We start from the raw sequence: 24995 nt of genomic DNA on the forward strand, positions 1-24995 counted from the left end.
GCAACAGGCGTAAGACGCCGGCCATGGAAAACAATCGCTTCGAGACGTCCGTCACCGTCAAGTCCGCGCAAGGGCCTGACAAGGTGCTGAAGACCGCCCGCGAGGCGAACGACTATCTGCTGTCCGGCTGGTCCGGCAAGCGCGGCCCAAAACACCGCGAGGCGCTGCAGGCCTGCCACGATGCGCTGGCCGGGACCAAGCCGGCGATGACGGCGCGCCGCGCTTTCGTCGCCGCGGCGCGCGAGGCGTCCGTGCTGGTCGCCGACAAGGTCTGAACGTCTATTCGGCCTTTTCGGTCTCGGGGTTGGGCTCGGCTTCGTCCGTCTCCGACTGCTTTTTCGCGGCCTTGGCGGCCAGCTTTTCCGCCTTCTTGGCGGCCTTGATGCGCTCGCGTTCCTTGCGTTCGTGATTGTAGTTGGGCGGCCTCGGCATCGGCTTCTCCTTTTTGTCGTTGCGTAGCCCCCTGCCTAAAAGCATCGGCCGGCGAACACAACCCGGCGCGCAAGAAGAGGCCGGCCCGGGCAAACGGGCCGCGCCAATAGCACAGGCTTCGCCACAGGGGACAGTCTTTTCGGCCCTGCAAAAAAGCCGAAGCGATTGACGACTGGCGTCGACAGAAAAAATCTAACGGTTCCCGATGCTTGCCGGCCTCTGGCACGCCGTCGGAAATTTTCTTGCGACACGATTTTGCAAGAAACTTATCCCCCTCCCCAAAACCACGCGCATACTTTTGCGCAGTTTCTCCCGCCGGGAACGCTTCCGGAGTCGTTCGTTAGCGGGGAGAGACCGGCGCCTCCGTCATGCTGCCGACGAAGCGGCATGGCCGGGGAAGTCTTGTCCGAAGGTTCCTCCTCCGCAACTACGTGCGGAGCGCACTGGACGAGTGCTTAAGCACGGCCAGCCGAGGTGGAAACACCAGAGCCGGAGCTGTCGTGAAGCGGAACGGGACAGGGCCAAAAGTCGCCGGACGGGCGGTCGCAAGGCCGCATAAAAATTTAGATGAGCGAGCTTGCGGCCGCCCGTCTTCCCGACCTTTTTTCAACGACCCGGCCAAAAAGCGCGGGAGCGAGAACCCGTGCCCGGACAAAAAGCGTTCCCGCACTCCTACAGCAGTCCGGCCTTCTCGGCCTCGGCCCGAAGATTCTGGCGCGGCCGGGGGCCGATCTGCTGGATGACGAGGCCGGCGGCCAGCGAGCCGAGATCGCCGCAATGCTGCAGGTCGCGGCCGGTGGTGTAGCCGTAGAGGAAACCCGCGGCATAGAGGTCGCCGGCGCCGGTGGTGTCGACGATCTCGTTTACGGGGATCGGCTTGATCGTCACCGTCTCGTCGCCGCGCACGATCACCGAGCCCTTTTCGGAGCGCGTCACGGCGGCGATCTTGCAGTCCTTGCGGATCAAGTCCAGCGCCGTCTCCAACGAGCTGGTCTTGTAGAGCGACTTGATCTCGTGGCTGTTGGCGAAGACGATATCGACCGTGCCCGAGCGCATCAGCTCGAGGAACTCGCCGCGATAGCGGTCGACGCAGAAGGAATCCGACAGGGTCATCGACACCTGGCGGCCGGCCTGATGCGCCAGCTTCGCGGTCATGCGGATGGCGTCCTTGGCGCGCGGCGGATCCCACAGGTAACCCTCGAAATAGGTGACCAGCGCACCCTTCGCCTTCTCCGGCTCGACGTCCTCCGGGCCGAGCTCGACGCAGGCGCCGAGATAGGTGTTCATCGAGCGCTCGCCGTCCGGCGTCACGAAGATCATCGAGCGCGCCGTCGGCGGCGGACCCTTCAGCGGCCTGGTGTCGAAGGCGACGCCCTGGGCGCGGATGTCGTGGTAATAGATGTCGCCGAGCGTATCCTCCGCCACCTTGCCGAAGAAGGCGGCGCGCCCGCCGAAGCTGGCGATGCCGGCCGCCGTGTTGCCGGCGCTGCCGCCGGACGCTTCGATGGCCGGGCCCATACGCTCGTAGAGCAGGTTGGCGCGGTCGGTGTCGATCAAGTTCATCGCCGCCTTGATGATGCCGTTGTCGGCGAGAAACGCCTCGTCGGCTTGGGCAATGATGTCGACGATCGCGTTACCGATGCACAGCACATCGTATTGGCTCATCCAGGAAACTCCGGCGGTGGGCAAATCCTTGGCGTTCTTGCACAGACGACGCGGCCGGGTCCAGAGATGGGCCGTCGCGCCGCGCAAGTTTCTTGTGCGCGTGCCCTGCGATCCCCATGTCGATCGCATCGGCGCGGCGAAAATCATGGAGACCAGCAAAGCATGATCCTCGCAAGCGCCCGCGCCGCACTGGGCCACCTGTTTTCTCCCCCGTTCCGCGGCGTGTTTTTCAAGACGCTGGGGCTGACGCTGCTGGCGCTCGTCGCTTTGTGGTTCGGGCTGGTGCAATTGTTCGAATGGCTGGCCTGGCCGTGGCTCGACACACTTCTGCCCGGCCTGCCGGGCTGGGCCGGCTGGCTCGGCGTGGTCGCGGCTGTTGTCGCCGGCATCGGGCTGGCGCTGGGCCTTGCCCTGCTGATCGCGCCGGTGACGGCGATCGTCGCCGGCTTCTTCCTCGACGACGTGGCCGAACTGGTGGAGCGGACCGACTACCCGTCGGACCCGCCCGGCCGTCCGATACCAGCGCTGGCCAGCATCGCGCTGTCGCTGAAATTCTTCGGCATCGTGATTGCCGGCAATTTTTTCGCGCTGATGCTGCTGCTGGTGCCGGGGATAAACATCGGCGCCTTCTTCGTCGTCAACGGCTATCTGATCGGCCGCGAGTTCTTCGAATTCGCGGTGATGCGTTTTCAGCCCGAGGCGGAAGCCAAGGCGTTGAGGCGGCGCAATGCCGGCACTGTATTCCTCGCCGGCCTGGTCATCGCCGCCTTCATGGCGGTGCCGCTCTTGAACCTGCTATCACCACTGTTCGCCTGCGCCATGATGGTGCACCTGCACAAGGCGGTCGCGGCCGAGGAAAGGCGGCGGGGCTAGCCGGCTTTGGAGAAAAGCGCTCCCATCTCGGCGAAGGACATGCCCTGGCGTGAAAACTCGAACGAGCCGTTTTCGAGGATTTCGGCTGCCGCCCGCCGGACCGCGCCGAAAGCGAAATTGGTGAGTTTAGAGCCGAGCGAGATGCGCTTGACGCCGGCCTCCGCCAGCGCCGCCACCGTCAGTTCCGGCACGGCCAGCACATTGACCGGGCGCGACACAGAGGAGCAGATGGTCCGCACCGTTTCGATGTCGGAGATGCCCGGCGCATACACCACGTCGGCGCCGGCTCCGGCGAAGGCCTGCAGCCGCCTGATGGTGTCGTCGAGATCGTTCCTGCCCCACAGGAAATTCTCGCAGCGTGCGGTGAAGACGAAACCGTGCTTCACCGCCCGCGCGGCTTCCGCCGCGGCGGCGACACGTTCCACGGCCTGCGAGAACCCGTAGATGGGATTGGAGGGATCGCCGGTATGGTCCTCGATCGAGCAGCCCGCCAGTCCGGCCGCCTCGGCGGCGAAGATGGTCTCCGCGGCGCTGTCGGGGCTGTCGCCCTTGCCTTTTTCGAGGTCGGCGTTGATCGGCAGGTCGACGGCCGCGACCATGTCACGGCAATGCGCCATCATCGCCTCGAAGCCGACCGCGCCATCCACCAGCCCGCGCGAGAAGGCAAAACCGGCGCTGGTGGTGGCCAGCGCCTTGAAGCCGAGCGAGGCGAGCAGCTTGGCCGTGCCCGGATCCCACGGATTCGGCATGACGAAGGCCCCGGCGGCCTGATGGAGATCGTGAAAAACCCTGCCCTTGTCCATGACCGTACCCGCTTGCTGGAATTCATCCGTTGGTCAATTTTACTCCGCCGCGACGGCGCGGCAAAGCGGTGGATTGAAACACTCCTGCCGGTTTGCGGCGGCAGCGCCATTCAAATCCGTCTGCGGCCACGTTATCTTCCCGCCATGAACGCCGCTCCTTTCACCTCCGACGAACTCGAACGTTACGCGCGCCACATCGTGCTGCCGGAGGTCGGCGGGCCGGGCCAGCAGAAGCTGAAGCGCGCCCGCGTGCTGGTGATCGGCGCCGGCGGGCTCGGCGCGCCGGTGCTGCAATATCTGGCGGCGGCCGGCGTCGGCACGCTCGGCGTTGTCGACGACGACACGGTGTCGCTCTCCAACCTGCAGCGGCAGGTAATCCACGACACCGGCTCGGTCGGCGACAAGAAGAACGCCAGCGCCGCGCGCTCCATCGCCCGCATCAACCCGAACGTGACCGTCGAGACCCATGATTTCCGCATCACGGCGGACAATGCACGCGAGCTTGTGCGCGGCTACGATCTGGTCGCCGACGGCTCGGACAATTTCGACACCCGCTACGCCGTGGCGGACGCCTGTACGGCGGAGGAAAAGCCTCTGGTGCATGCGGCGGTCGGCCGCTTCGACGGGTCGCTGACCGTGCTGAAACCCTTCGAGGCGGGGGCCGACGGTCGCAAGAATCCTTCCTACCGGGACCTGTTTCCCGAACCACCGCCGCCCGGCATGGTGCCGTCCTGCGCCGAAGCCGGCGTGCTCGGTGCGCTCACTGGCGTGATCGGCACACTGCAGGCGATGGAAGTGATCAAGCTGATCACCGGCATAGGCGAGCCGCTTGTCGGCCGGCTGCTGCTCTATGACGGGCTGGCCGCGCAGTTCGACACGATCCGCTACAAGGCAGCGCTATGAACCGTGTGAAGGTGGCGCCGCTACAGGCGGATTTCGACGACTGGGACGGGCTGCTGGCGCTGGTCCGCCGCGCCTTCTCTTATATGGACGGCATCATCGATCCGCCCTCCTCCGCCCACCAACTGACAGCGGACTCGCTGCGCACCAAGGCACGGACCGAAACTATCTTCCTCGCACATACGGACGGCCGGCTGGCCGGCTGCGTCGCGCTCGCCGAGTGCGGCGACCATTTTTATCTCGGCAAGCTGGCGGTCGAGCCGGATTTGCAGGGGAAGGGCATCGGCAGGCTGCTGGTCGAAGCGGCCGAGCGTTTTGCGCGCGTGGGCGGCAAGCCGGTCATCGAATTGCAGACGCGGATCGAGCTCGAGGGCAACCAAAGAACCTTCGCCCGGCTCGGCTTCCTCGAGACAGGACGCACGGCGCATCCGGGTTTTGACAGGCCCACCTCGATCACCATGCGCAGGGTTTTGGCGTGAGCCTGTCGCTGAACGAGCAGGAACGGACAATCGCCGCCGGGCAGGACAGCCCGGCGATGGCGATGCGCATCGTTGCCGAAAGCGCCCGGCTGCTTGGCGCGCCGCGGCTGATCCCGATCGCCTCGGCGCATATAGACGGGGCGCTTTATCACGGCGATTCCGGCACGCTGTTCGCCGAAAGGCTGGTCGCGGGCGGCGCGCGGGTCGTGGTGCGCTCGACGCTGAATGTCGGCGCGCTGGACCTGACGGGCTGCTCGCGCGGGCGGCTGGAGGAGCCGGCGCGCGGCATGGCACGGCGCATGATGGACGCCTATCGGAAACTCGGCTGCGAGCCGAGCTGGACCTGCGCGCCCTATCAAGCCGGGCACCGCCCGGCTTTCGGCAGCGACGTCGCCTGGGGTGAATCGAATGCCGTGGTGTTCTGCAATTCCGCGCTCGGAGCGCGCACCAACCGCTACGGCGATTTTCTGGACATCGCCTGCGCCATATCGGGTCGCGCGCCCGACTGCGGGTTGCACCGGCCGGAGAACCGCGGGGCCAGGCTGGTTTTCGATCTCCGCAAGCTGCCGGTTGCCTTTACGCGGTCCGAGATCGCCTGGCCGGTTCTGGGCAGCCTGTACGGGCGGCTCGTTGGTGACACGGTCGGTGTTGTCGTCGGCGTCGATGCCCATCCCGGCGACGACGCGCTGAAAGCCTTCGGCGCGGCGGCGGCCTCCACCGGCGAGGTCGGGCTGTTCCATATCGCCGGCGTCACGCCAGAAGCGCCCGACCTTGCCACAGCGCTCGGCGAGCAGTCGCCGGAAACGAGCATCGTGGTGACCGACCAGATGGCACGCGACGCGCAGGTGCGGCTCTCCACGGCCGAAAGCGTCGACCGCGTCGACGCCGTGGCGATCGGTAGCCCGCATCTTTCGGCGGCCGAGGTCGAACGTCTCGAAGCGCTGATCGCCGGCCGAAAGCTTGCCGTGCCGCTTTATGCCTGCACCGGCCGGCATGTGCTGGCGTCCCTGGAAGCGGACGGCCGCCGCAAGGCGCTGGAGGCCGCTGGCGTGGTCGTGGTCGCGGACACCTGCGTGGTAGTCACGCCGATCCTGCCCGACAGGACAGGCGGCGTGCTGATGACCAATTCCGGAAAATTCGCACAGTACGCGCCGGGCAACACCGGTTATGCCGTGCTCTACGGCTCGATGGCCGAATGCGTGGAAAGTGCTGTCGCCGGACGACCTGCCTATGCCGGGCCGGCCGCATGACGGGCGCCGATACATCGCCGCAGAAAGAGCCCCCACCGCAGCGGCTTCTGGCGGAAGTGCTGGTGCCGGGAACGGCCGGCACGGGCGAGGCGCTGGTGCTGTCGGCGCCGATCAGTTTCTGGGGCGGCGTCGATCCGGCAAGCGGTCGCATCGCCGACGTGCGCCATCCCGAGCATGGCGCGACCATTGCCGGAAAAATTCTGTTTCTGCCGGGCACCATCGGCTCGTCCTCGGCCTCGGCCGTGCTGCTGGAGCTTGTCCGCAACGGCCATGCGCCGACGGCCATCGTCATGCATGAGCCGGACGCGATCCTATTGCTCGGCATCATCGTGGCGCGCGAAATGGGGTGGCCGACGCCGGTGGCTGTGAGGCTTGATTCAGGTCAATTTCCAACGTTTGCATGTGCGCGGGTCGTTGTCGGGGCCGATGGTTCGATTAGAATTGCCGATAGCGTCTGTGAGCCAGCAGAGATCAAAACATGACGGTGTTGATCCGAACCGCCACCCGCAACGACGCGCTGCATGTGGCCGCTATCGTCGACATAGCTGGGCACGGAATCGATCTGGGCAGTTGGTTACGCGATCTGGACGCGGATCACGCCGTGCTATCGGTCGCGCGTCGAGCGGCATCGGCCGACTCGAATAGCGCGTATCACTTCTCGAGGGCTCACCTGATTGAACTGGACGGAGAGGTGGCAGGCGGTCTTGTCGGCAGCCTGCTCACCGGAGACGAAAACGAAGTACTCGATCCCGGATCGCCAATCCAACCGTTGGTGACACTGGAAACGCGCCTGCCCGGATACTGGTCGATCCTGGCCATCGCCGTCTATCCGGAGTTTCGCGGCAAGGGCCTGGCGCAAGAGTTGTTGGCCCACGCAACTGGTTTGGCGGTTACTTGCGGTGCGAAGGGGCTCTCACTTGTCGTCGAAGACACCAACGCTTCGGCAATCGCACTCTACGGTCGCATGGGCTACGCGATGGCTGAGACGCTTCCCTGGATCGCCTATTCCGGACGGTCCGGTCCAAAGAATTGGATGATGATGAAGAAAGGTCTTGGTCCGGAGCGCTCTACCTCCTGACCGTCATTTGAGGTAGCGCGCAAAGGTCGACACTCCATTTGCTGCCCTTCCTCAGAACCGCCACTTCATCCCCTGCTCGGGGATGATGAAATTCACGCCGAGATCATTGCCCGCCTGCAACTCCTTCAGGATGTCCTCCTGCGGCAACGGACCTTTCTTCAGCGAATATTTGATGTGGCTGATCACCACGGGCAGGTCCTTGAGGCTGCCTTTTCCGGCCTTCTCTTCCAGTCCGTGCAGCGACTTCAGCAGCCAGGCCGGCGTCAGGTGCCCGAACAAAAACTTGTCCGGCTGTGCATTGGTGTAGGACACCTCGATGATGATGGCCTTCAGTTGCCTGGCACGAACCTTGTCGGCGACGGCGGTCCAGATGTCGGCGATTCTCGTCGCCTTTTCCACTTCGTCCGGCCCCGTGTCGCCGAAGCAGAGCAGCGCGTCCTTGCCGTTCTCGACCAGGAAGGCCGTTGATTCCACCCCGCCATGGCTGAGCGGGAAGGCGGTGACGCTCATGCCTGTCCCTGTAAGCTCCACCTTACCGGACGCCGGCAGGTCGCGATACTCGTATTTCTTGAGCAGCGGCTCCTTGCCCCTATTGCCGAAATTGGGCCAGGCCTCCCAATTGAAGTAGGTCTGCTCGATGTCGCTGTTCACCGAGGGCAGCGCGTAGATCGGCTTCTTGGCGTCGTCCGGCGAGGCGGCGATCAGACCGGCGATGTGGTCGAGATGGGCGTGGCTGATGAGATAGCCCCTGATCCGGTCCGTCAGCATGTAGCCCACCCGCGTGTAGGGCGAATCGGCCGGAACAGTCACCGTGTCGAAGGCGCCCTTGGCTTCCGCGACGCGCAGTCCGGCGACCAGCGCGCCGGCATCGCAGGTTACACCGCGCGGGTCCCCATGCGGCGAAATCAGGTAGGCGCTGAGATTGCCGTCCTCGATGCCACCGCGTGCGCCGAGCGTCACCACGTCGAAGCCCTCGCCTGCCCGGCTGAGTGTCGGCAAGGCGAAACATGCCGCGAGCGCGAACAAAATCGTCCGTTTCATGAAGGGCCCCTCGATTGTGTTGGGAGCGCATAGCGCCCGCTGATGACGCAGCCGTGTCGGACGAGGCCGCGACGCCTCAGGTTCGGTTCGGCAGCACGCGGTCCGGCGGACGGTGTCCGTCGAAGAAGGTGCGGATGTTGATGATGACCTTCTCGCCCATGTCGATGCGGCCCTCGATGGTGGCCGAACCCATATGCGGCAGGATGACGACCTTGCCCCTGGCGGCGAGCTTCACCAGTTTTGGGTTGACGGCGGGCTCATGCTCAAACACGTCGAGCCCGGCGCCGGCGATCTTGCCGTCCTGCAGCATCTTGATCAGCGTCTCCTCGTCGATCAGGTCGCCGCGCGCCGTATTGACGATGTATGCCGTCGGTTGCAGAAGCGCCAGCCGCCGCGCCGAGAGCAAATGGAAAGTCGCGGGCGTCGACGGGCAGTTGATGGAAATGATGTCCATGCGCGCCAGCATCTGGTCGAGGCTCTCCCAGTAGGTCGCCTCCAGCTCGTCCTCGATGCTTGACAGGGCGCGGTGGCGGTTGTGGTAATGGATCGACAGGCCGAAGGCCTTGGCGCGGCGCGCCACGGCGGTGCCGATTCGTCCCATGCCGACGATTCCGAGCCGCTTTCCGGTGAAGCGGCGCCCCAGCATCCAGGTCGGCGACCAGCCCTCCCATTTCGCCGGATGCTCAAGGATGTTGGCGCCCTCGGTCAGCCGGCGGGGCACGGCGAGCATCAGCGCCATGGTCATGTCGGCGGTGTCCTCGGTCAGGACGCCGGGCGTGTTGGTGACGGTGATTCCTTTGCGGGCCGCCGCCTCAACGTCGATCTTGTCGACGCCGTTGCCGAAATTGGCGATCAGCCTGAGGGCTTTGCCGGCCTGCTCGATCAGCGGCGCGTCGATGCGGTCGGTGACCGTCGGCACCAGCACGTCCGCCTCCTTGACCGCAGCGACCAGTTCGGCCTGGGTCATCGGGCGGTCGTCGACGTTCAGCCTTGCGTCGAAAAGCTCGCGCATGCGGGTCTCGACCTGGTCCGGAAGCTTGCGGGTAATGACGACGAGAGGCTTTTTCTTACCCGCCATTGTTTCCTCGAATCCGGGTCCCGTTGAGACCTCTTTAACCAAGACAGGCGAAACTTGAAGCCGGTCCGGCGCGAGAGCCTGTGTAACAAGCGGTCGGGCCGATGACAAAGAAAAAGGCGCCCAGCCGTCCGGCAGGTGCTTCGAGTTCAGGTGTACGAAAGGTCTGGTCCCGTGTCGCTTCGTGCCGCCACAATCGCCCTGCTGACCGGTATAGCACTGCTGCCGCTGGACTGTGGGCCATCGCCGGCGCAGGGCGCAATCGGCCAAAGCGCGACGCTTGGGCCCAGCGGCCTGCCGCTGCCTCGGTTCGTCAGCCTGAAGTCCGGCCGTGTGAACTCGCGCATCGGGCCCGGCGTCAGCTATCCGGTCGACTGGATGTATCTGAAATCCGGCCTGCCGATGGAGATCATCCAGGAATACGACAACTGGCGGCGCGTGCGCGATGCCGACGGGGCCGAGGGCTGGATCAACCAGTCGCTGCTGTCGGGCAAGCGCACGGCGATCGCAGCACCCTGGCAGCGCGGCAAGGAAACGACCATCGACCTGCTCTCCGAGCCGCGCAAGGACGCGAGCAAGACGGCAGCGATCGAGCCCGGTGCCGTCGGCGTCATCAAGGAATGCAATGGCGACTGGTGCCGGATGGCTTTCGCCGGCCATACGGGGTGGCTCAACCAGACGCTGGTGTGGGGCGCCTACCCAGGCGAGACGATCAAGGATTGAGGGTCAGCCCCTGCCGATACGGCCGAGATGTGTATCCTGGAACGACGTGGGCAGTTTCAGCCCGTAGCCGAGCGCCCGGTCGACGGCGACGTGGAACGCCCAGATCAGCGCGATCTGTAACATGACATCGCTATCCGTCACCCGACCGATGCCGGCCAGCAGCACCGGCCCGATCAGCGTGTGCGCCAGATTGTAGGCGAAGGCGCCGATACGCGGTCCCGCCAGATAGCCGAGCATGAACAAGTCGGGCGCCAGCACCAGCACGGCGAACAGCAACCACGATCCGTCGATTGCCGTGAACGCGAGCAGAAGCGCTACCGCCCCGCATGCCCACTCAAGCTTGAGCGTGACATCCATCCATCTTGGAAGAAGCATTCAGGATATCAGAGGTCGGACTTCCGGCGCAGGCGCACGACCACGTCGACGTTGACGATCTCCATGCCTTCCGGCGGCTCGGGGAGATTGCTGACCTTGATCGGGCCGGACATGATGTCGAAGACGGCGTTCTCGCCCTCGATGAAGAAATGGTGGTGATCCGACGTATTGGTGTCGAAATAGGTCTTCGACCCTTCCACCGCCAGGATGCGGAGCAGCCCCGCTTCGGTGAACTGGTGCAGTGTATTGTAGACGGTGGCCAGCGAAACCGGCACGCCGGCGGCAAGCGCCTCCTCGTGCAGCAGTTCGGCCGAGAGATGGCGGTCGCCCTTGGCGAACAGCAGATCGGCAAGCGCCACGCGCTGGCGTGTCGGGCGCAATCCGGCCCGGCGCACGCGTTCGTCCACGCTGATCCTGTCGTTAGGCGACTTCATCGTCCCGCCAATCTGACCCCAATTCCCGACGCTTGCCCCACGAAAGCGGCAAATATGCGCATAAAACCGTTAAGAGCATATATTCGGTTGTCCGCAGACGATCAATAGGCGTGCATTGACCGGGCAGGGCCGGCAGGATAATCGCTAACGTCGATTTCCGGACTGCAACGGTTCGTGAAGACCGTTCGGCATGACAAGCGGCCGGACGCCAGGCGAGACAAGGCTGAAACCATGGCAGGCGCAAAATCCAGCTACGACTACGAAGATCTGCTGGCCTGCGCGCGCGGCGAGTTGTTCGGGCCCGGAAACGCGCAACTGCCCTATCCGCCGATGCTTATGTTCGACCGCATCACCGAGATCAGCGAGACGGGCGGCGCCTTCGACAAGGGCTTCATCCGCGCTGAGTTCGACATCAAGCCGGACCTGTGGTTCTTCGGCTGCCATTTCATCGGCAACCCGATCATGCCCGGATGCCTGGGCCTAGACGCCATGTGGCAGATGACCGGTTTCTATCTCGGCTGGCTGGGCGAACCCGGCAAGGGCATGGCGCTGTCGACCGGCGAAGTTAAGTTCAAGGGCATGGTCACGCCGTCGGTCAAGAAGGTCGAGTACGGCGTGGATTTCAAGCGGGTCATGCGAGGACGGCTGGTGCTTGGCATCGCGGACGGCTGGCTGAAGGCCGACGGCGAGCCCATATACGCGGCGACCGACCTGAAGGTCGGCCTGTCGAAACAGTCCGCAACCTGATCGGCCCGACGCGTCGGTCTTTGTAGGAGCGCATCATGAGACGAGTCGTCGTCACGGGGCTGGGGATCGTCTCCTCGATCGGCAACAACGCCAACGAGGTGCAAGCCTCGCTGCACGACGCCAAGTCGGGCATCAGCTTCTCCGATTCCTTCGCCGAGCACGGCTTCAAGTGCCAGGTCTGGGGCGCGCCGACGCTCGACCCGACGGACATGATCGATCGCCGCGCGCTGCGCTTCCTGCACAAGGGCGGCGCCTGGAACCATGTCGCCATGCAGCAGGCGATCGTCGACGCGGGGCTGGAAGAGAGCGACGTCACCAACGAGCGCACCGGCATCATCATGGGTTCGGGCGGCCCCTCGACCCGCACCATCGTCGAGGCGGCGGAGATCACCCAGAAGAACAACAGCCCGAAGCGCATCGGCCCCTTCGCCGTGCCGAAGGCGATGTCGTCGACCGCCTCGGCGACGCTCGCCACCTGGTTCAAGATTCACGGCGTGAACTACTCGATCTCGTCAGCCTGTTCGACCTCGGCGCATTGCATCGGCAACGCGGCGGAGATGATCCAGTGGGGCAAGCAGGACGTGATGTTTGCCGGCGGCCACGAGGATCTCGACTGGACCATGTCCAACCTGTTCGACGCCATGGGCGCCATGTCGTCGAAATACAACGACCGCGCCTCCACCGCCTCGCGCGCCTATGACGTCAACCGCGACGGGTTCGTCATTGCCGGCGGCGCCGGCGTCCTCGTGCTGGAGGAACTGGAGCGGGCCAAGGCGCGCGGTGCGAAAATCTATGCCGAGATAGTCGGCTATGGCGCGACCTCTGACGGCTACGACATGGTCGCCCCGTCGGGCGAAGGCGCGGTGCGTTGCATGAAGCAGGCGATCGCCACGGTGAAGACGCCCATCGACTACATCAACACGCACGGCACCTCGACGCCGGTCGGCGATTCGCGCGAAATGGCGGCGATCCGCGAAGTTTTTGGCGAGAAGATGCCTTACATCACCTCGACCAAGTCGCTTACCGGCCATTCGCTGGGCGCGGCCGGCGTGCAGGAATCGATCTATTCGATCCTGATGATGCAGGGCGGCTTCATCGGCAAGAGCGCCCACATCGAGGAGCTCGATCCCGAATTCGAGGGCATGCCGATCGTGCGCGAGCGCATCGACAATGCAAAGATCGACACGGTGCTGTCGAACTCCTTCGGCTTCGGTGGCACCAATGCGACGCTGGTGTTCCAGCGCTACAGTTGAGCGAACAGAAAATAGCGAATAGCGAATAGCAGGGAGCAGCCAGCGAGCGGCAAACCGGTTTGTTCCTGCTATTCGCTACTCACTATTCGCTACTCGCTACTCGCTTTATCAAGGATCCTTCACCATGACCCCACTTATGCAGGGCAAGCGTGGCCTCGTCATGGGGGTCGCCAACGATCATTCGATCGCCTGGGGCATTGCGCAGAAACTGGCGGAGCACGGCGCGTCGCTCGCCTTCACTTATCAAGGCGAGGCTTTCGGACGGCGCGTGCGGCCACTGGCCGACAAGGTCGGCGCCTCGCTGGTGATCCCTTGCGACGTGGAGGACAGCGCGTCGGTCAGCGGCGTCTTCGAGACGCTCGGCAACGAATGGGGAAAACTCGATTTCATCGTCCACGCCATCGGCTTTTCCGACAAGAACGAGCTGAAGGGCCTTTACGCCGACACCAGCCGGGAGAACTTCATCCGCACGATGGTGATCTCCTGCTATTCCTTCACCGAGGTGGCGCGCAACGCCGCCGCACTGATGACGGATGGCGGATCGATGATCACACTGACCTATGCCGGCTCGGTCCGCATCATGCCCAACTATAACGTCATGGGCGTCGCCAAGGCGGGACTGGAAGCGAGCGTACGCTACCTCGCCAACGATTTTGGCCCGCGCGGCATCAGGGTCAATGCAATCTCAGCCGGACCGGTGCGCACGCTGGCCGGCGCCGGCATTTCCGACGCCCGCCACATGTTTTCCTACCAGCAGCGCAACTCGCCACTCAGGCGCACCGTGAGCCTAGACGAGGTCGGCGGCTCGGCCCTCTACCTGCTGTCGGACCTATCCTCGGGCGTCACCGGCGAAATCCATTACGTGGATTCGGGCTATCACATCGTCTCGATGCCGACGCTGGAAGAGCTGAAGCAGAGCGATCCGGAACACGGCTGAGGTCACCGCCGCGCAGCGATCACCTTGAAACGGTTGTCGCCGGCTATCTCGGCAAGGCTGGAGAAATGTTCTGAGATCGTCCGTTCGTAGGGCAACTGGCGGTTGGCGACCAATAACAGCCTGCCGCCCGGCTTCAGCGCGCCGGCAGCAGCCTTAATGATCGCTTGCCCGAGCGACGGTTCGGCTTGCCGGCCGGTGTGGAAGGGTGGGTTCATGACGATAGCGTCGTAACGTTCCTTCACCGGCTCGTCGGCGAGATCGTGCCAGAAAAAACGCAGCGGCACGCTTGAGTCCGCAAGGTTCCGCCGGGTCGCCTCGAGCGAGGCATGGTCGGCTTCGTAGAGGTCGATCGATCTGACCTTTTCGCAACGCGCGGCGACCTCGGCGGCGAGATATCCCCAGCCGGCGCAAAAGTCGGCGAGATGGCCGGCAAGGTCCGCCGGCAGGTTGGCGGCCAGCAGCTTCGAGCCGGGATCGACGCGATCGTGCGAAAACATCCCGGGCGCGGTCTTGAAACGGCCCTCGACGAGGCCGGTTTCCGCTTCCGCGCGCAGACCGGCCAGGGCGCTTCCAGGTTCGGCGGGGCGGCGCAGCCAGAAGACAACGCCGTGGCTTTTCGGCAGGTGCCCGTCGATCTGGACAAGCGCGCCGACGCGTTTGCGCAGGCTCGCGACGCCGTCATCCTTGCCGCCGGCGACCACGATCAGGCCACCAGGGTTGGTGCGCGCGACGGCCTCGGCGAGGCGGATTTCATTCTCGCCGCGATGCCTGCCGCAAAGCACCAGCGCGGCGTCGTAGTTTTCGCCTTCCGGAACGGGCGAGACATCGTAGCCGGCCTTCTCCAAAGTGCGAAACGACGGCCGAAATCCCTGCACTAGGCTCAGCCGGGCCGCAAAACCTTCCGGCAGCCGAAAACCCGGCTCCGCGCCCAGGAACAGCACACGCTTGCTGGCGTCCGGCACCGGCAATTCGCCCGACACGAAGGGATGGAACAGGACGGCGGGCGTTTCGCGGGACATGGTTGCTGCGGACTGCTCCACTGGTCTACGCTGATGCATCGACGCCTGCTCGGGAAGCCGCCTGGCGGAAGGCGCGCGCATGCGCCGCCAGCCCAGCGCCTGCCGCGCGGTTGGCGCTGTCTGTAGCCTCCGATAGCTGGAAAGGGAACCGATCATGTGGCCCGATCGCCGAATCCTCGAGCTTTTCGACATCGACGTGCCGATCCTTCTGGCGCCGATGGCGGGACCGGTGCTGGCCGACATGGCGGTGGCCGTCGCCAATGCCGGAGGCCTGGGCGCGCTGCCTTGTGCGATGCTCAACCTCGACCAGGCGCGGGCCGAACTCGAGAAGATCCGCCTCGCCACCAACGCGCCGATCAACCTGAACTTCTTTTGCCATACCCCTCCGGTCTTCGACGAAGCACGTGAAAAGGCATGGCGCGAGCGCCTGAAACCCTACTACGAGGAGTTTGGCGTCGATCCGGCCGGCCCGATTCCCGTATCGAACCGGACGCCGTTCGACGAAACCTTCTCCGGCTTGATCGAGGAGTTCCGGCCGAAAGTGGTGAGTTTCCATTTCGGCCTGCCGGAACCCGCTCTTCTCGAGCGGGTAAAAGCGACCGGCGCGAAGGTGATCTCCTCCGCCACGACGGTCCGTGAGGCCGTATGGCTCGAGCAACGCGGTTGCGACGCAATCATTGCGCAGGGCGCCGAGGCAGGCGGGCATCGCGGAATCTTCCTCGGCGACGACGTATCGCACCAGGTTGGCACGTTTGCGCTGGTCCCGCAGGTGGTCGACGCGGTCAAGGTGCCGGTGATCGCCGCGGGCGGCATAGCCGACGCGCGCGGCATCGTCGCCGCGCTGGCGCTCGGCGCGGCGGCCGTACAGATCGGCACCGCCTACCTGTTCTGCCCGGAGGCAAAGCTGTCTCCTCCCCATCGCGCCGCGCTGAAGGGCGCCTGGGATGACGACACCGTCCTGACCCGCATATTCACGGGACGGCCAGCGCGCAGCATCGCCAATCGCGCCATCCGCGAGGTCGGCGCGATGTCGGACCTGGCGCCGGCCTTCCCGCTCGCCGGCGGCGCGCTGGCGCCGTTGCGCGCCCGCACCGAACCGGCCGGATCTGGCGACTTCATGCCGCTGTGGTCGGGACAGGCGATGCGGCTCGGCCGCGAGATGCCGGCCAAGGAATTGACGCTGACACTTGCCGAAGAGGCGCTGCGGCGACTCGCCCGCCTGGCACGGTGAGCCGTCTCAGGTGTGAAACGTCGCGATGTCGGAGAGTGGCCGCTTTCGCATGGCGTGCGCCGGTATCGTCGCGCCTTCCTTCGGATAACCGGCGACAAGCAGGATGTAGGGCTTGTCGTGGGCGGGCCGGCCGCAGATCTCGTTCAGGAAGCTCATCGGATTGGGCGTGTGGGTAAGCGTCGCAAGGCCTGCGCGGTGCAGTGCCGCGATCAGGAAGCCCGTGGCAATGCCGATCGACTCAGGCACGTAGTAGTTCTTCCGCAGCACGCCGTCGGCCGAGACGCTCTTGCGCTCGCCGAAGATGACGATGAGCCATGGCGCCTCTTCCAGGAACGGCTTGCTCGCATCTGTGCCGAGCGGCTGGAGCGCCTTCAGCCATTCCTCGCCCGCCCGCCCGGCGTAGAATTCCGCCTCTTCCTCTTCGGCCGCGGCGCGTATGCGAGCCTTCATGTTCGCATCGCCGATCACCGAGAAGTGCCAGGGCTGATGATTGGCGCCGTTCGGAGCCGTGCCCGCCGCGCGCAGGCAGGTTTCGATGATGTCGCGCGGAACCGGCCGCGAGGAAAAATCGCGCACCGTGTGCCGCGCACGAATCTCGTCGTAGAATGCCTGCGCGCCCTGCCGCATCCGCTCGACGGGCAGTTCCCGGTAGTCCGGCAAGGCAACCGGAACGTAGTCATTCACGCTGTCGACCAAAACGATGCCCCTCGCCCGTGGAACGCAAGCCTTCCGGCCGGCCGGCAATCTACAGCAAAACGGGCGCGGCGAAAGTCGCCGCGCCCGTTTGGTTCCCAGGAATTGCCGACGCCGCTTACGCCGCGTCTTCGGCTTCCGCCTTCTTGTCGCGGACGATTTCCTTGCCGGTCGTCTGGTCGACGACCTTCATGGAGAGGCGCACCTTGCCGCGCTCGTCGAAGCCCATCAGCTTGACCCAGACCTTGTCGCCTTCCTTGACCACGTCGGTGGTCTTCTGGACGCGCTCGTTGGCGAGTTGCGAGATGTGGACCAGGCCGTCGCGCGGGCCGAAGAAATTGACGAAGGCGCCGAAATCGGCGGTCTTGACGACCGTGCCTTCATAGATCTCGCCGACTTCCGGCTCGGCCACGATGGTGTGGATCCACTTCTTGGCCGCTTCGATCTCCTTGGCGTTGGAAGAGGCGATCTTGACCGTGCCGTCGTCCTCGATGTTGATCTTGGCGCCGGTCTTCTCGACGATCTCGCGGATCACCTTGCCGCCAGAGCCGATCACTTCGCGGATCTTGTCGGTCGGGATGTGCATGACCTCGATGCGCGGCGCGAACTCGCCGAGCTCCTTGCGGCCCTCCGACAGCGCCTTGGCCATCTCGCCGAGAATGTGCTGGCGCCCACCCTTGGCCTGGTCCAGCGCCACCTTCATGATCTCCTCGGTGATGCCGGCGATCTTGATGTCCATCTGCAGCGAGGTGATGCCGTTGCTGGTGCCCGCCACCTTGAAGTCCATGTCGCCGAGATGGTCCTCGTCGCCGAGGATGTCGGACAGGACCGCGAAGCGCTCGCCTTCCTTGATCAGGCCCATGGCGATGCCGGCGACCGGCTTGGCCAGCGGCACGCCGGCATCCATCAGCGCCAGCGAGGTGCCGCACACCGTCGCCATCGACGACGAGCCGTTGGACTCGGTGATCTCGGAAACGACGCGCAGCGTATAGGGGAACTGCTCGATCGAGGGCAGCATCGGGTGGATGGCGCGCCAGGCGAGCTTGCCGTGGCCGATCTCGCGGCGGCCGGGCGAGCCCATGCGGCCGGTCTCGCCGACCGAGTAGGGCGGGAAGTTGTAGTGGAGGAGGAAGGTCTCCTTGTACATGCCGGTCAGCGAGTCGACATACTGTTCGTCCTCGCCCGTGCCGAGCGTGGCTACGACGATCGCCTGCGTCTCGCCGCGAGTGAACAGCGCCGAGCCGTGGGTGCGCGGCAGGATGCCGACTTCCGAGACGATCGGGCGGACCGTCTTCAGGTCGCGGCCGTCGATGCGGCTGCCGGTGTCGAGGATGTTCCAGCGGACGATCTTTGCCTGCAGCTCCTTGAACACGCCGCCGACCTGCTCGGAGGTCCAGGCGGTCTGCTCGGCGCCTTCCGGCAGCAGCGTCGCCTTGACCTTGGCCTTGGCAGCGTCGACGGCGGCGTAGCGGGCCTGCTTGTCGGTGATCTTGTAGGCGGCACGCAGCTCGTCCTCGACCAGGCCAAGCATGGTGGATTCAAGCTCGGAAAGGTCGGTGACCTTGTGATCGCGCGGATCCTTGGCGGCGGCCTCGGCGAGCTGAATGATGGCGTCGAGCACCGGCTGGAAGCCCTTGTGGCCGAACATCACGGCGCCAAGCATGACCTCCTCGGGCAGCTCCTGGGCTTCCGATTCCACCATCAGCACGGCATCGCCGGTGCCGGCGACGACGAGGTCGAGCTTCGATTCGGCCATCTCGTCGATATGCGGGTTGAGCTTGTACTCGCCGCCGATGTAGCCGACGCGGGCGCCGCCAATCGGACCCATGAACGGCACGCCCGACAGCGTGAGCGCGGCCGAGGTGGCGACGATCGACAGGATGTCCGGATCGTTCTCCAGATCATGCTGCATGACGGTGACGACGACCTGGGTGTCGTTCTTGTAGCCGTCGGCGAAGAGCGGGCGGATGGGGCGGTCGATCAGGCGGGAGACAAGCGTCTCTTTCTCGCTCGGGCGGCCTTCACGCTTGAAATAGCCGCCGGGAATCTTTCCGGCCGCGTAGGTCTTTTCCTGGTAGTTGACGGTGAGCGGGAAGAAGTCGAAGCCCGGCTTCGGCTCCTTGGCGGAGACGACGGTGGCGAGAACCACGGTCTCGCCATAGGTGGCGAGCACGGCCCCGTCGGCCTGGCGGGCTATCTTGCCGGTCTCCAGGATCAGCGGCCGGCCGGCCCATTCGATTTCCACTCTGTGATGATTGAACATGTCTTGTCCTTGCTATGCGGGCAGCGCCGGTCCGGCCCATTGCCGGCGGCGCGCCCCCTATTGGCTTCGTTTCGGACGAGCCACGGGCAAGACAACGGGAGGTCCGGATGTCGACGCGGCATTTCGCGGCGTCTCCGGGCGTCCTGCAATCCTGCCCCATGACCCTGTCCATGGGCGGTCCCGATCCTGCCCTTCGGATCGAACCGGTGGTGGAACACGATGCCCCCGGCCTGGCGGCGGCTTCCTGTTCCCGCGAGCGACGGTGAGCCGTTGCCCGAATGCGCGACCGGCGGGCTTTCGCTGGGAAAGCCCGCCGGTCAGTTCGTCAGCGGCGCAGGCCAAGCTTCTCGATCAGCGTCGCGTAGCGGCCTTCGTCCTTGCCCTTCAGATAGTCGAGCAGGCGGCGGCGCTGCGACACCAGAGCGAGCAGGCCACGGCGGGAATGGTTGTCCTTCACATGGCCCTTGAAGTGCTCGGTCAGGTTCTTGATCCGCTCCGAGAGAATGGCGACCTGGACTTCGGGAGACCCAGTGTCTCCCGACTTGGTCGCGTATTCCTTCATCAGTTCTTGCTTGCGATCAGCAGTGATCGACATCGCGTTTTTCCTTTTGTGCTTGCGGAAACGGGACGCCCACGGCCGGGATGTCGTCCAGCGGGGGCCGATTTTATCGCGCGTTACCGAGCGATGCGGCGCATATAGTCCAATTCTTTTGTAAAAGCCATACCCCTTGACAGGGCAGGTTTTACGCCCTCGCAGGCGACTCGCAAGCTGCCGGAAACGATCGTCCGAGCAGGACGACTTCGCCCTTCGCCGGCCCGATCAGTTCGATCCCGTCGAGCCGAATCCGCCAGCGCCGCGCAGCGTCTCGCCGGCGAGATCGCGCTCCTCGATCGCGGCGCGCGTCACCGGGGCGATGATCAGTTGGGCGATGCGCATGCCGCGCGTCACGGTGAAATCGTCGTCACCGAGATTGACGAGCAGCACTTTCACCTCACCGCGATAGTCGCAGTCGATGGTGCCTGGCGTGTTGAGGCAGGTAATGCCGTGCTTGAAGGCCAGCCCGGAGCGCGGCCGTACCTGGCCCTCGAAATTTTCGGGGATCTCCAGGATCAGGCCCGTCGGCACCAGCGCCCGCTTGCCGGGCAGGATGAGGATCGGCCGGTCGTCGGCGACGGCGGCGCGCAAATCCATACCCGCCGCGCCGGCGGTTTCATAGGCCGGCAGGTCGAGGCCACGTGCATGCGGCAGGCGGACGACGCCGACAAGCGGAGCAGACTCGGAGCGGGATGTTGTCATGACGGCGATCTATCGGGCCGGCGGCCGAAGCGTCAATTCGCCGGTGGTGGCAATCAGCGGATTTCCACCGGCACGACGGTGGTCTCGCGGATCTCCTCCATGACGAAGGAGGCGGAGACGTCGTTGAGCGGCACTTTGGCGATCAGCCTCTGGTAAAGCCGGTCGTAAGCCTTCACGTCGGCGACGCGCGCCCTCAGCACATAGTCGAGGTCGCCGCTCATCCGGTAGACGCCGGTGATCTCCGGCAGGCTGGTGACGGCGGCGCGGAAGCGGGCCAGCCATTCCGGGTCGTGGTGCGAGGTGCGCACGAGGATGAAGACGGAGAGGCCGAGCCCGAGCTTCTCCGCGTCGACCAGCGCGACCCGGCCGGTGATGACGCCCTCATCCTCCAGCCGGCGGATGCGCCGCCAGCAGGCGTTGCGCGACAGGTTCACACGCGCCGACACATCGTCGACGGACAGCATGGCGTCGCGCTGCAGTTCGGCGAGGATACGGCGGTCGATTGCGTCCAATTCGGTCGTCATCGTGGGATGATTGTCCCAACGATAGTTATTTTCAAGGGACGGATTGGGACAAGTTCTCACAAAGACGAGATATGATCGAGATAATCGAAGAATAACGAGGGAACCGCCGCCATGACCACCCGCCTTGCCAGACTGTTCGTCGATCATCCGGCTTCCGTCGACGAGACCTATTTCGGCCACATGGCCTTCGCCGCCTGGTTTTCGTCAAGACTGTTCCTGGCCGCCGGTGCCGCGATCGTTCACGCTTTCCTGCCCTTCCTTTTCGAGACTACCGCCAGCCGAATCGTCCGCGAGCTTGCCGAGCAGACGCACAACCGCCGCGCCAAGGCCTGAGAGGGAGCCGCCGCCGGCACGAGGGGACATCGATCATGTGCCGCTGGGCGGCCTATATCGGGCCGGAACTTTTCCTCGAAGACATCGTCACCGCGCCCTGCCATTCGCTGATCGCGCAGAGCCACCACGCGCTGGAGGCCAAGACTCCGACCAATGGCGATGGGTTCGGCATGGCCTGGTATGGCGAGCGCGACGAACCGGGACTCTATCGCGACATATTGCCTGCCTGGTCCGATCCCAACCTGAAAAGCCTGTGCCGCCAGATCCGCTCCGGCCTGTTTCTCGCCCATGTGCGGGCGTCGACCGGCGGAGCGACCAGCCGCGCCAACTGCCATCCCTTCGCCATCGGGCGCTGGGCATTCATGCACAACGGCCAGATTGGCGGTTTTGAGCAGTTGCGGCGCCGGCTGGAGGCGAGCCTGCCCGACGCACTCTACGAACGGATCGACGGCAGCACCGATTCCGAACTGTTCTTCCTGCTGATGATCGAGGAAGGCCTTGAGGCCGACCCGCAGGGGGCGGCGGAGCGTGCCGCAATGCGGGTGATCGAGGCCGCGCATGCCGCCGGCATCGAGCCGCATTTGCGCCTCACCGCCGCCTTCAGCGACGGCACGGCGCTGCATGCCATACGCTACGCAACCGACGCCTTCGCACCGACGCTCTACACGGCCGAATTCCGCAAGTCCGGCGGGCGCTGCGTGGTGTCCGAGCCGTTCGACCGCGAGAATCCAGACTGGCAGGCGATCCCGCCGTCCAGTTTCGTCACCATCACGGGTGCTGCAGTCCACATCCGCCCGTTCGCGCCGGCCGGCCGCACCCGGCTGGCGGTAGCGGTGTGAACACTCAGTCGCGCCCCTTGTAGAGCAGCTCCGGCCCGGCGTCGGTGATCAGCCGCTTGCCGCACAGCGCCAGCGTCACGTCGAGTTCCTTGCGGATGATGTCGAGCGCCAGCGTCACGCCATCCTTGCCGCCCGCCCCGAGGCCGTAGAGGAAGGGCCGGCCGATATAGGTGCCCCTGGCGCCGAGGCAGAGCGCCTTCAGCACGTCCTGGCCGGAGCGGATGCCGCCATCCAGATGCACCTCGATCCGGTCGCCGACGGCTTCCACGATCTCCGGCAGCACCGAGATGCTCGACGGCGCGCCGTCGAGCTGGCGGCCGCCATGGTTGGAGACGATGATCGCGTCGGCGCCGGTCGCAGCCGCAAGGCGGGCGTCCTCCGCGTCGAGGATGCCTTTCAGGATCAGCTTGCCGCCCCAGCGCTCCTTGATCCAGGCCACGTCCTTCCACGACAATTGCGGATCGAACTGCTCGGCCGTCCAGGACGATAGCGACGACAGGTCACCGACGCCCTTTGCGTGGCCGACGATATTACCGAACGTACGGCGCTTGGTGCGCAGCATATTCATGCACCAGGGCAGGCGCACCGCCATGTTCGCCAGGTTTCCGGCGGTCATTTTGGGCGGGGCCGACAGGCCGTTGCGGATGTCCTTGTGGCGCTGGCCGAGGATTTGCAGGTCCAGCGTCAGCACCAGCGCCGAGCACTTTGCCGCCTTGGCCCGGTCGATCAGGTTGAGCACGAAATCCTTGTCACGCATGACATAGAGCTGGAACCAGAACGGCTTTTTCGTCACCGAGGCCACGTCCTCGATCGAGCAGATGCTCATGGTCGACAGCGTGAAAGGCACGCCGAATTCCTCCGCCGCCTGCGCCGCCAGCATCTCGCCGTCGGCGTGCTGCATGCCGGTCAGGCCGGTCGGCGCCAGGGCCACCGGCATCGACACCTTTTCGCCGATCATGGTGGATTCCAGCGAGCGGTTCGTCATGTCGACCAGCACGCGCTGCCGGAACTTGATCTTGCGAAAATCCTCTTCGTTGGCGCGATAGGTGCTCTCCGTCCAGGCGCCGGAATCGGCATAGTCGAAGAACATGCGCGGCACACGCCGGCGGGCGACTTCCTTGAGGTCGGCGATATCGAGCGAGGGCTTCATCGGCAGGTTTTCCGAAATAGGACGAAGGTGGCTGCATTGCTGGGGAAATGAGCAGCCATCGACCTAATCGTCTTCACCACGGAAGTCGATGCCGAAATGGCGATTGGCGCGTCCAGCGGCCGTCGCTTGACATGCCGGGGTTCCTGCTTTATTTAACCATTGAGATAAATAACCATACGGTTCCGTAATGGCCGCCGACCGATTGAGCGTCACTTTGCAGGCTCTCGCCGACCCGACCCGGCGAGCCATCCTGGCGCGGCTTGCACTCGGCGAGGCGACTGTGACCGAACTGGCGCAACCGTTCGACATGAGTTTTCCGGCGGTTTCCAAGCATCTCAAGGTGCTGGAGCGCGCCGGGCTGGTCGAGCAGGGCCGCGAGGCGCAGTTCCGGCCGCGACGCTTGCGGCCCGAGCCGCTGCGCGACCTCGCGGGGTGGCTGGAAAACTACCGGCGTTTCTGGGACCAGAGTTTAGACCGGCTCGACGCCTATCTGAAGGAGATTCACAAGGCAGAGGGCGACAAGGGAGAGACAAAATGAACATCCGCACCGAAACCCGCCCGGAACTGACGATCAAACGCAGCTTCGACGCGTCGCGCGATCTGGTGTTCCGCTGCTGGACCGAACCGGAGCGGCTGAACCGCTGGTGCTGCCCGAAAGGCTTTTCGCTGCCCTTCTCCGAGGGCGACGTTCGCCCCGGCGGCTCGTTCAAGACCTGCATGCGCGCGCCGGACGGCACCGACCATTGGCTTTCAGGCACCTATCAGGAGATCGTGCCGCCGGAGCGGCTGGTATTCTCGCACCGCTGGCTCAACGAAGAGGGCGAGCACGAGCACGAAACCGTCGTCACCATCACGCTCAGGGAGCAGGACGGCAAGACGCTGCTCACCCTTCACCAGGCGTTCTTCCTGTCCGAAGCCTCGCGCGACGGCCATCGTGAAGGCTGGAACGAAACTCTCGACAACCTTGCGGAGTATCTTGCGAAATGAAGCTCTATCATGCCCCCGGCTCCTGCAGCCAGGCGCCGCACATCGCGCTCAACGAAGCCGGCCTGTCCTTCGAGCGGATCGTGGTCGACATACCCACCCGCACCACCGAGGCGGGTGGCGACTTCACAAAAATCAACCCGAAGGGGTATGTGCCGGCGCTGGTGCTGGACGGCGGCGAGGTGCTGACCGAGAACGTCGCGATCATCACCTGGATCGCCGAGCAGGCACCGCACCTTATTCCCTCCGGCACGCTCGGCCGTATCCGCATGATAGAGGCGCTCGGTTTCATGACCGAGGAGCTTCACAAGCCTTTCCTCACTTACATGTTCCTGCCGGGGGACGAGATGAAGGCAATCAACCGGCGAGTGCTCGGCGAGCGTTTCGACTATCTCGCTGGCCAATTGAAGGGCGCTTACCTGTTCGGCGATGCTTTCAGCGCGGCTGACGCCTTTCTTTTCGTCATGGTGAGTTGGGGGCGCGGTTTCTTTGATGTGAAGCCGCCGGCGGCGCTCGAAGCGTATCACGCCCGCGTCGCTGCACGGCCGGCGGTGCAGGCAACGCTCAAGGCCGAAGGCTTCGCCTGAGCGCCGCGCG

31 protein-coding genes are annotated in these 24995 nt (G+C 64.9%); 17 read left to right on the plus strand and 14 right to left on the minus strand.

Going from position 1 to position 24995, the window contains the following annotated elements:
- Nucleotides 1-23 precede the first annotated feature (23 nt).
- Nucleotides 24-275, plus strand: coding sequence for a DUF982 domain-containing protein (locus tag RB623_RS19065; RefSeq protein ID WP_308058516.1), 252 nt, complete (start codon nucleotides 24-26; stop codon nucleotides 273-275).
- Nucleotides 276-279: 4 nt separating this feature from the next.
- Here the strand turns inward: RB623_RS19065 and RB623_RS19070 are convergent, their stop codons facing one another.
- Both RB623_RS19070 and RB623_RS19075 read right to left on the minus strand, forming a co-directional pair.
- On the minus strand, nucleotides 280-432 hold the full coding sequence (locus RB623_RS19070) for a hypothetical protein (protein ID WP_308058517.1): 153 nt from the start codon (nucleotides 430-432) through the stop codon (nucleotides 280-282).
- 672 nt (nucleotides 433-1104) lie between these two features.
- The gene (locus tag RB623_RS19075) at nucleotides 1105-2097 is read right to left on the minus strand and encodes an adenosine kinase (RefSeq protein ID WP_308058518.1); all 993 of its coding nucleotides are present in this window, start codon (nucleotides 2095-2097) and stop codon (nucleotides 1105-1107) included.
- A gap of 162 nt (nucleotides 2098-2259) precedes the next feature.
- Here RB623_RS19075 and RB623_RS19080 point away from each other — a divergent pair, with 162 nt between their 5' ends.
- The gene (locus RB623_RS19080) at nucleotides 2260-2970 is read left to right on the plus strand and encodes a sulfate transporter family protein (RefSeq protein WP_308058519.1); all 711 of its coding nucleotides are present in this window, start codon (nucleotides 2260-2262) and stop codon (nucleotides 2968-2970) included.
- On the opposite strand, the gene RB623_RS19085 is transcribed toward RB623_RS19080, so the two are convergent.
- Nucleotides 2967-3773, minus strand: coding sequence for an isocitrate lyase/phosphoenolpyruvate mutase family protein (locus tag RB623_RS19085; RefSeq protein WP_308058520.1), 807 nt, complete (start codon nucleotides 3771-3773; stop codon nucleotides 2967-2969). The two genes, RB623_RS19080 and RB623_RS19085, sit on opposite strands and share 4 nt — an antisense overlap.
- A 144-nt stretch (nucleotides 3774-3917) precedes the next feature.
- Between RB623_RS19085 and RB623_RS19090 the strand changes: the two genes are divergently transcribed.
- The 5 genes from RB623_RS19090 to RB623_RS19110 are packed head-to-tail and all read left to right on the plus strand — an operon-like array spanning nucleotide 3918 to nucleotide 7480.
- Complete coding sequence (locus RB623_RS19090) at nucleotides 3918-4676, plus strand: molybdopterin-synthase adenylyltransferase MoeB (protein WP_308058521.1); 759 nt, start codon at nucleotides 3918-3920, stop codon at nucleotides 4674-4676.
- A complete protein-coding gene (locus tag RB623_RS19095) occupies nucleotides 4673-5152 on the plus strand; it encodes a GNAT family N-acetyltransferase (protein WP_308058522.1) in 480 nt (159 codons plus the stop codon). The genes RB623_RS19090 and RB623_RS19095 overlap by 4 nt, the downstream gene beginning before the upstream one ends.
- The gene (locus RB623_RS19100; RefSeq protein ID WP_308058523.1) at nucleotides 5149-6402 is read left to right on the plus strand and encodes an aconitase X catalytic domain-containing protein; all 1254 of its coding nucleotides are present in this window, start codon (nucleotides 5149-5151) and stop codon (nucleotides 6400-6402) included. Before RB623_RS19095 ends, RB623_RS19100 begins: the two co-directional genes overlap by 4 nt.
- Nucleotides 6399-6884 carry an aconitase X swivel domain-containing protein gene (locus tag RB623_RS19105; RefSeq protein ID WP_308058524.1) on the plus strand — a complete coding sequence of 162 codons (486 nt, stop codon included), beginning with the start codon at nucleotides 6399-6401 and terminating at the stop codon, nucleotides 6882-6884. Before RB623_RS19100 ends, RB623_RS19105 begins: the two co-directional genes overlap by 4 nt.
- Nucleotides 6881-7480 carry a GNAT family N-acetyltransferase gene (locus RB623_RS19110; protein WP_308058525.1) on the plus strand — a complete coding sequence of 200 codons (600 nt, stop codon included), beginning with the start codon at nucleotides 6881-6883 and terminating at the stop codon, nucleotides 7478-7480. The genes RB623_RS19105 and RB623_RS19110 overlap by 4 nt, the downstream gene beginning before the upstream one ends.
- A 51-nt stretch (nucleotides 7481-7531) precedes the next feature.
- Here RB623_RS19110 and RB623_RS19115 read toward each other — a convergent pair whose 3' ends face one another.
- Together RB623_RS19115 and RB623_RS19120 are read right to left on the minus strand one after the other, a co-directional pair.
- Nucleotides 7532-8521: a 3',5'-cyclic-nucleotide phosphodiesterase gene (locus RB623_RS19115; RefSeq protein WP_308058526.1), complete on the minus strand. Its 990-nt coding sequence runs from the start codon at nucleotides 8519-8521 to the stop codon at nucleotides 7532-7534.
- Nucleotides 8522-8597: 76 nt separating this feature from the next.
- Nucleotides 8598-9599 carry a D-glycerate dehydrogenase gene (locus RB623_RS19120; RefSeq protein WP_308058527.1) on the minus strand — a complete coding sequence of 334 codons (1002 nt, stop codon included), beginning with the start codon at nucleotides 9597-9599 and terminating at the stop codon, nucleotides 8598-8600.
- A gap of 171 nt (nucleotides 9600-9770) precedes the next feature.
- Here RB623_RS19120 and RB623_RS19125 point away from each other — a divergent pair, with 171 nt between their 5' ends.
- Nucleotides 9771-10319 carry an SH3 domain-containing protein gene (locus RB623_RS19125; RefSeq protein ID WP_374121708.1) on the plus strand — a complete coding sequence of 183 codons (549 nt, stop codon included), beginning with the start codon at nucleotides 9771-9773 and terminating at the stop codon, nucleotides 10317-10319.
- Nucleotides 10320-10322: 3 nt separating this feature from the next.
- On the opposite strand, the gene RB623_RS19130 is transcribed toward RB623_RS19125, so the two are convergent.
- Both RB623_RS19130 and irrA read right to left on the minus strand, forming a co-directional pair.
- Entirely contained in the window at nucleotides 10323-10694 is a 372-nt protein-coding gene (locus RB623_RS19130) for a DUF4260 domain-containing protein (RefSeq protein WP_308058528.1), read from the minus strand.
- Between the two features lie 8 nt (nucleotides 10695-10702).
- A complete protein-coding gene (irrA, locus tag RB623_RS19135; RefSeq protein WP_308058529.1) occupies nucleotides 10703-11128 on the minus strand; it encodes an iron response transcriptional regulator IrrA in 426 nt (141 codons plus the stop codon).
- A 231-nt stretch (nucleotides 11129-11359) separates the two neighbouring features.
- Between irrA and fabA the strand changes: the two genes are divergently transcribed.
- From fabA to fabI, 3 genes are all read left to right on the plus strand, one after another.
- Nucleotides 11360-11875 (plus strand): 3-hydroxyacyl-[acyl-carrier-protein] dehydratase FabA, encoded by a 516-nt coding sequence (gene fabA / locus RB623_RS19140; RefSeq protein WP_308058531.1) that lies wholly within the window; start codon nucleotides 11360-11362, stop codon nucleotides 11873-11875.
- A gap of 35 nt (nucleotides 11876-11910) precedes the next feature.
- On the plus strand, nucleotides 11911-13128 hold the full coding sequence (gene fabB / locus RB623_RS19145) for a beta-ketoacyl-ACP synthase I (RefSeq protein WP_308058532.1): 1218 nt from the start codon (nucleotides 11911-11913) through the stop codon (nucleotides 13126-13128).
- 124 nt (nucleotides 13129-13252) lie between these two features.
- Nucleotides 13253-14065: an enoyl-ACP reductase FabI gene (gene fabI / locus RB623_RS19150; RefSeq protein ID WP_308058533.1), complete on the plus strand. Its 813-nt coding sequence runs from the start codon at nucleotides 13253-13255 to the stop codon at nucleotides 14063-14065.
- A 2-nt stretch (nucleotides 14066-14067) separates the two neighbouring features.
- Here the strand turns inward: fabI and RB623_RS19155 are convergent, their stop codons facing one another.
- The gene (locus RB623_RS19155; RefSeq protein ID WP_308058534.1) at nucleotides 14068-15084 is read right to left on the minus strand and encodes a class I SAM-dependent methyltransferase; all 1017 of its coding nucleotides are present in this window, start codon (nucleotides 15082-15084) and stop codon (nucleotides 14068-14070) included.
- A gap of 154 nt (nucleotides 15085-15238) precedes the next feature.
- Between RB623_RS19155 and RB623_RS19160 the strand changes: the two genes are divergently transcribed.
- Entirely contained in the window at nucleotides 15239-16315 is a 1077-nt protein-coding gene (locus tag RB623_RS19160) for a nitronate monooxygenase (RefSeq protein WP_308058535.1), read from the plus strand.
- Nucleotides 16316-16321: 6 nt separating this feature from the next.
- Here the strand turns inward: RB623_RS19160 and RB623_RS19165 are convergent, their stop codons facing one another.
- From RB623_RS19165 to RB623_RS19185, 5 genes are all read right to left on the minus strand, one after another.
- Complete coding sequence (locus RB623_RS19165; RefSeq protein ID WP_308058638.1) at nucleotides 16322-16942, minus strand: nitroreductase family protein; 621 nt, start codon at nucleotides 16940-16942, stop codon at nucleotides 16322-16324.
- 184 nt (nucleotides 16943-17126) lie between these two features.
- Complete coding sequence (gene pnp / locus RB623_RS19170; RefSeq protein WP_308058536.1) at nucleotides 17127-19271, minus strand: polyribonucleotide nucleotidyltransferase; 2145 nt, start codon at nucleotides 19269-19271, stop codon at nucleotides 17127-17129.
- Between the two features lie 325 nt (nucleotides 19272-19596).
- Nucleotides 19597-19977, minus strand: coding sequence for a 30S ribosomal protein S15 (gene rpsO / locus RB623_RS19175; protein WP_374121712.1), 381 nt, complete (start codon nucleotides 19975-19977; stop codon nucleotides 19597-19599).
- Between the two features lie 114 nt (nucleotides 19978-20091).
- Entirely contained in the window at nucleotides 20092-20568 is a 477-nt protein-coding gene (gene dut / locus RB623_RS19180; protein WP_308058538.1) for a dUTP diphosphatase, read from the minus strand.
- 53 nt (nucleotides 20569-20621) lie between these two features.
- Nucleotides 20622-21092 carry an Lrp/AsnC family transcriptional regulator gene (locus RB623_RS19185; RefSeq protein WP_308058539.1) on the minus strand — a complete coding sequence of 157 codons (471 nt, stop codon included), beginning with the start codon at nucleotides 21090-21092 and terminating at the stop codon, nucleotides 20622-20624.
- A gap of 111 nt (nucleotides 21093-21203) precedes the next feature.
- Between RB623_RS19185 and RB623_RS19190 the strand changes: the two genes are divergently transcribed.
- Together RB623_RS19190 and RB623_RS19195 are read left to right on the plus strand one after the other, a co-directional pair.
- Nucleotides 21204-21425, plus strand: a complete 222-nt coding sequence (locus tag RB623_RS19190; RefSeq protein WP_308058540.1) for a DUF6356 family protein — start codon at nucleotides 21204-21206, stop codon at nucleotides 21423-21425.
- Nucleotides 21426-21460: 35 nt separating this feature from the next.
- On the plus strand, nucleotides 21461-22264 hold the full coding sequence (locus RB623_RS19195) for a class II glutamine amidotransferase (protein ID WP_308058541.1): 804 nt from the start codon (nucleotides 21461-21463) through the stop codon (nucleotides 22262-22264).
- A 4-nt stretch (nucleotides 22265-22268) separates the two neighbouring features.
- On the opposite strand, the gene RB623_RS19200 is transcribed toward RB623_RS19195, so the two are convergent.
- The gene (locus tag RB623_RS19200) at nucleotides 22269-23414 is read right to left on the minus strand and encodes an alpha-hydroxy acid oxidase (protein WP_308058542.1); all 1146 of its coding nucleotides are present in this window, start codon (nucleotides 23412-23414) and stop codon (nucleotides 22269-22271) included.
- A gap of 187 nt (nucleotides 23415-23601) precedes the next feature.
- Between RB623_RS19200 and RB623_RS19205 the strand changes: the two genes are divergently transcribed.
- The 3 genes from RB623_RS19205 to RB623_RS19215 are packed head-to-tail and all read left to right on the plus strand — an operon-like array spanning nucleotide 23602 to nucleotide 24985.
- Entirely contained in the window at nucleotides 23602-23952 is a 351-nt protein-coding gene (locus RB623_RS19205; RefSeq protein WP_308058543.1) for a metalloregulator ArsR/SmtB family transcription factor, read from the plus strand.
- A complete protein-coding gene (locus tag RB623_RS19210) occupies nucleotides 23949-24401 on the plus strand; it encodes an SRPBCC domain-containing protein (RefSeq protein ID WP_308058544.1) in 453 nt (150 codons plus the stop codon). The genes RB623_RS19205 and RB623_RS19210 overlap by 4 nt, the downstream gene beginning before the upstream one ends.
- Nucleotides 24398-24985, plus strand: a complete 588-nt coding sequence (locus tag RB623_RS19215; protein WP_308058545.1) for a glutathione S-transferase N-terminal domain-containing protein — start codon at nucleotides 24398-24400, stop codon at nucleotides 24983-24985. The genes RB623_RS19210 and RB623_RS19215 overlap by 4 nt, the downstream gene beginning before the upstream one ends.
- Nucleotides 24986-24995 lie beyond the last annotated feature (10 nt).

This window comes from Mesorhizobium sp. LHD-90 (assembly GCF_030929505.1).
Classification (GTDB): Bacteria; Pseudomonadota; Alphaproteobacteria; order Rhizobiales; family Rhizobiaceae; genus Kumtagia.

What these genes read in the sequence shown, in the direction of transcription:
- RB623_RS19065 (WP_308058516.1), top strand. Translation starts at nt 24, where the DNA reads ATGGAAAACAATCGCTTCGAGACGTCCGTCACCGTCAAGTCCGCGCAA.
- RB623_RS19070 (WP_308058517.1), bottom strand. Translation starts at nt 432, where the DNA reads ATGCCGAGGCCGCCCAACTACAATCACGAACGCAAGGAACGCGAGCGC.
- RB623_RS19075 (WP_308058518.1), bottom strand. Translation starts at nt 2,097, where the DNA reads ATGAGCCAATACGATGTGCTGTGCATCGGTAACGCGATCGTCGACATC.
- RB623_RS19080 (WP_308058519.1), top strand. Translation starts at nt 2,260, where the DNA reads ATGATCCTCGCAAGCGCCCGCGCCGCACTGGGCCACCTGTTTTCTCCC.
- RB623_RS19085 (WP_308058520.1), bottom strand. Translation starts at nt 3,773, where the DNA reads ATGGACAAGGGCAGGGTTTTTCACGATCTCCATCAGGCCGCCGGGGCC.
- RB623_RS19090 (WP_308058521.1), top strand. Translation starts at nt 3,918, where the DNA reads ATGAACGCCGCTCCTTTCACCTCCGACGAACTCGAACGTTACGCGCGC.
- RB623_RS19095 (WP_308058522.1), top strand. Translation starts at nt 4,673, where the DNA reads ATGAACCGTGTGAAGGTGGCGCCGCTACAGGCGGATTTCGACGACTGG.
- RB623_RS19105 (WP_308058524.1), top strand. Translation starts at nt 6,399, where the DNA reads ATGACGGGCGCCGATACATCGCCGCAGAAAGAGCCCCCACCGCAGCGG.
- RB623_RS19110 (WP_308058525.1), top strand. Translation starts at nt 6,881, where the DNA reads ATGACGGTGTTGATCCGAACCGCCACCCGCAACGACGCGCTGCATGTG.
- RB623_RS19115 (WP_308058526.1), bottom strand. Translation starts at nt 8,521, where the DNA reads ATGAAACGGACGATTTTGTTCGCGCTCGCGGCATGTTTCGCCTTGCCG.
- RB623_RS19120 (WP_308058527.1), bottom strand. Translation starts at nt 9,599, where the DNA reads ATGGCGGGTAAGAAAAAGCCTCTCGTCGTCATTACCCGCAAGCTTCCG.
- RB623_RS19130 (WP_308058528.1), bottom strand. Translation starts at nt 10,694, where the DNA reads ATGCTTCTTCCAAGATGGATGGATGTCACGCTCAAGCTTGAGTGGGCA.
- irrA (WP_308058529.1), bottom strand. Translation starts at nt 11,128, where the DNA reads ATGAAGTCGCCTAACGACAGGATCAGCGTGGACGAACGCGTGCGCCGG.
- fabA (WP_308058531.1), top strand. Translation starts at nt 11,360, where the DNA reads ATGGCAGGCGCAAAATCCAGCTACGACTACGAAGATCTGCTGGCCTGC.
- fabB (WP_308058532.1), top strand. Translation starts at nt 11,911, where the DNA reads ATGAGACGAGTCGTCGTCACGGGGCTGGGGATCGTCTCCTCGATCGGC.
- fabI (WP_308058533.1), top strand. Translation starts at nt 13,253, where the DNA reads ATGACCCCACTTATGCAGGGCAAGCGTGGCCTCGTCATGGGGGTCGCC.
- RB623_RS19155 (WP_308058534.1), bottom strand. Translation starts at nt 15,084, where the DNA reads ATGTCCCGCGAAACGCCCGCCGTCCTGTTCCATCCCTTCGTGTCGGGC.
- RB623_RS19160 (WP_308058535.1), top strand. Translation starts at nt 15,239, where the DNA reads ATGTGGCCCGATCGCCGAATCCTCGAGCTTTTCGACATCGACGTGCCG.
- RB623_RS19165 (WP_308058638.1), bottom strand. Translation starts at nt 16,942, where the DNA reads ATGCGGCAGGGCGCGCAGGCATTCTACGACGAGATTCGTGCGCGGCAC.
- pnp (WP_308058536.1), bottom strand. Translation starts at nt 19,271, where the DNA reads ATGTTCAATCATCACAGAGTGGAAATCGAATGGGCCGGCCGGCCGCTG.
- dut (WP_308058538.1), bottom strand. Translation starts at nt 20,568, where the DNA reads ATGACAACATCCCGCTCCGAGTCTGCTCCGCTTGTCGGCGTCGTCCGC.
- RB623_RS19185 (WP_308058539.1), bottom strand. Translation starts at nt 21,092, where the DNA reads ATGACGACCGAATTGGACGCAATCGACCGCCGTATCCTCGCCGAACTG.
- RB623_RS19190 (WP_308058540.1), top strand. Translation starts at nt 21,204, where the DNA reads ATGACCACCCGCCTTGCCAGACTGTTCGTCGATCATCCGGCTTCCGTC.
- RB623_RS19195 (WP_308058541.1), top strand. Translation starts at nt 21,461, where the DNA reads ATGTGCCGCTGGGCGGCCTATATCGGGCCGGAACTTTTCCTCGAAGAC.
- RB623_RS19200 (WP_308058542.1), bottom strand. Translation starts at nt 23,414, where the DNA reads ATGAAGCCCTCGCTCGATATCGCCGACCTCAAGGAAGTCGCCCGCCGG.
- RB623_RS19205 (WP_308058543.1), top strand. Translation starts at nt 23,602, where the DNA reads ATGGCCGCCGACCGATTGAGCGTCACTTTGCAGGCTCTCGCCGACCCG.
- RB623_RS19210 (WP_308058544.1), top strand. Translation starts at nt 23,949, where the DNA reads ATGAACATCCGCACCGAAACCCGCCCGGAACTGACGATCAAACGCAGC.
- RB623_RS19215 (WP_308058545.1), top strand. Translation starts at nt 24,398, where the DNA reads ATGAAGCTCTATCATGCCCCCGGCTCCTGCAGCCAGGCGCCGCACATC.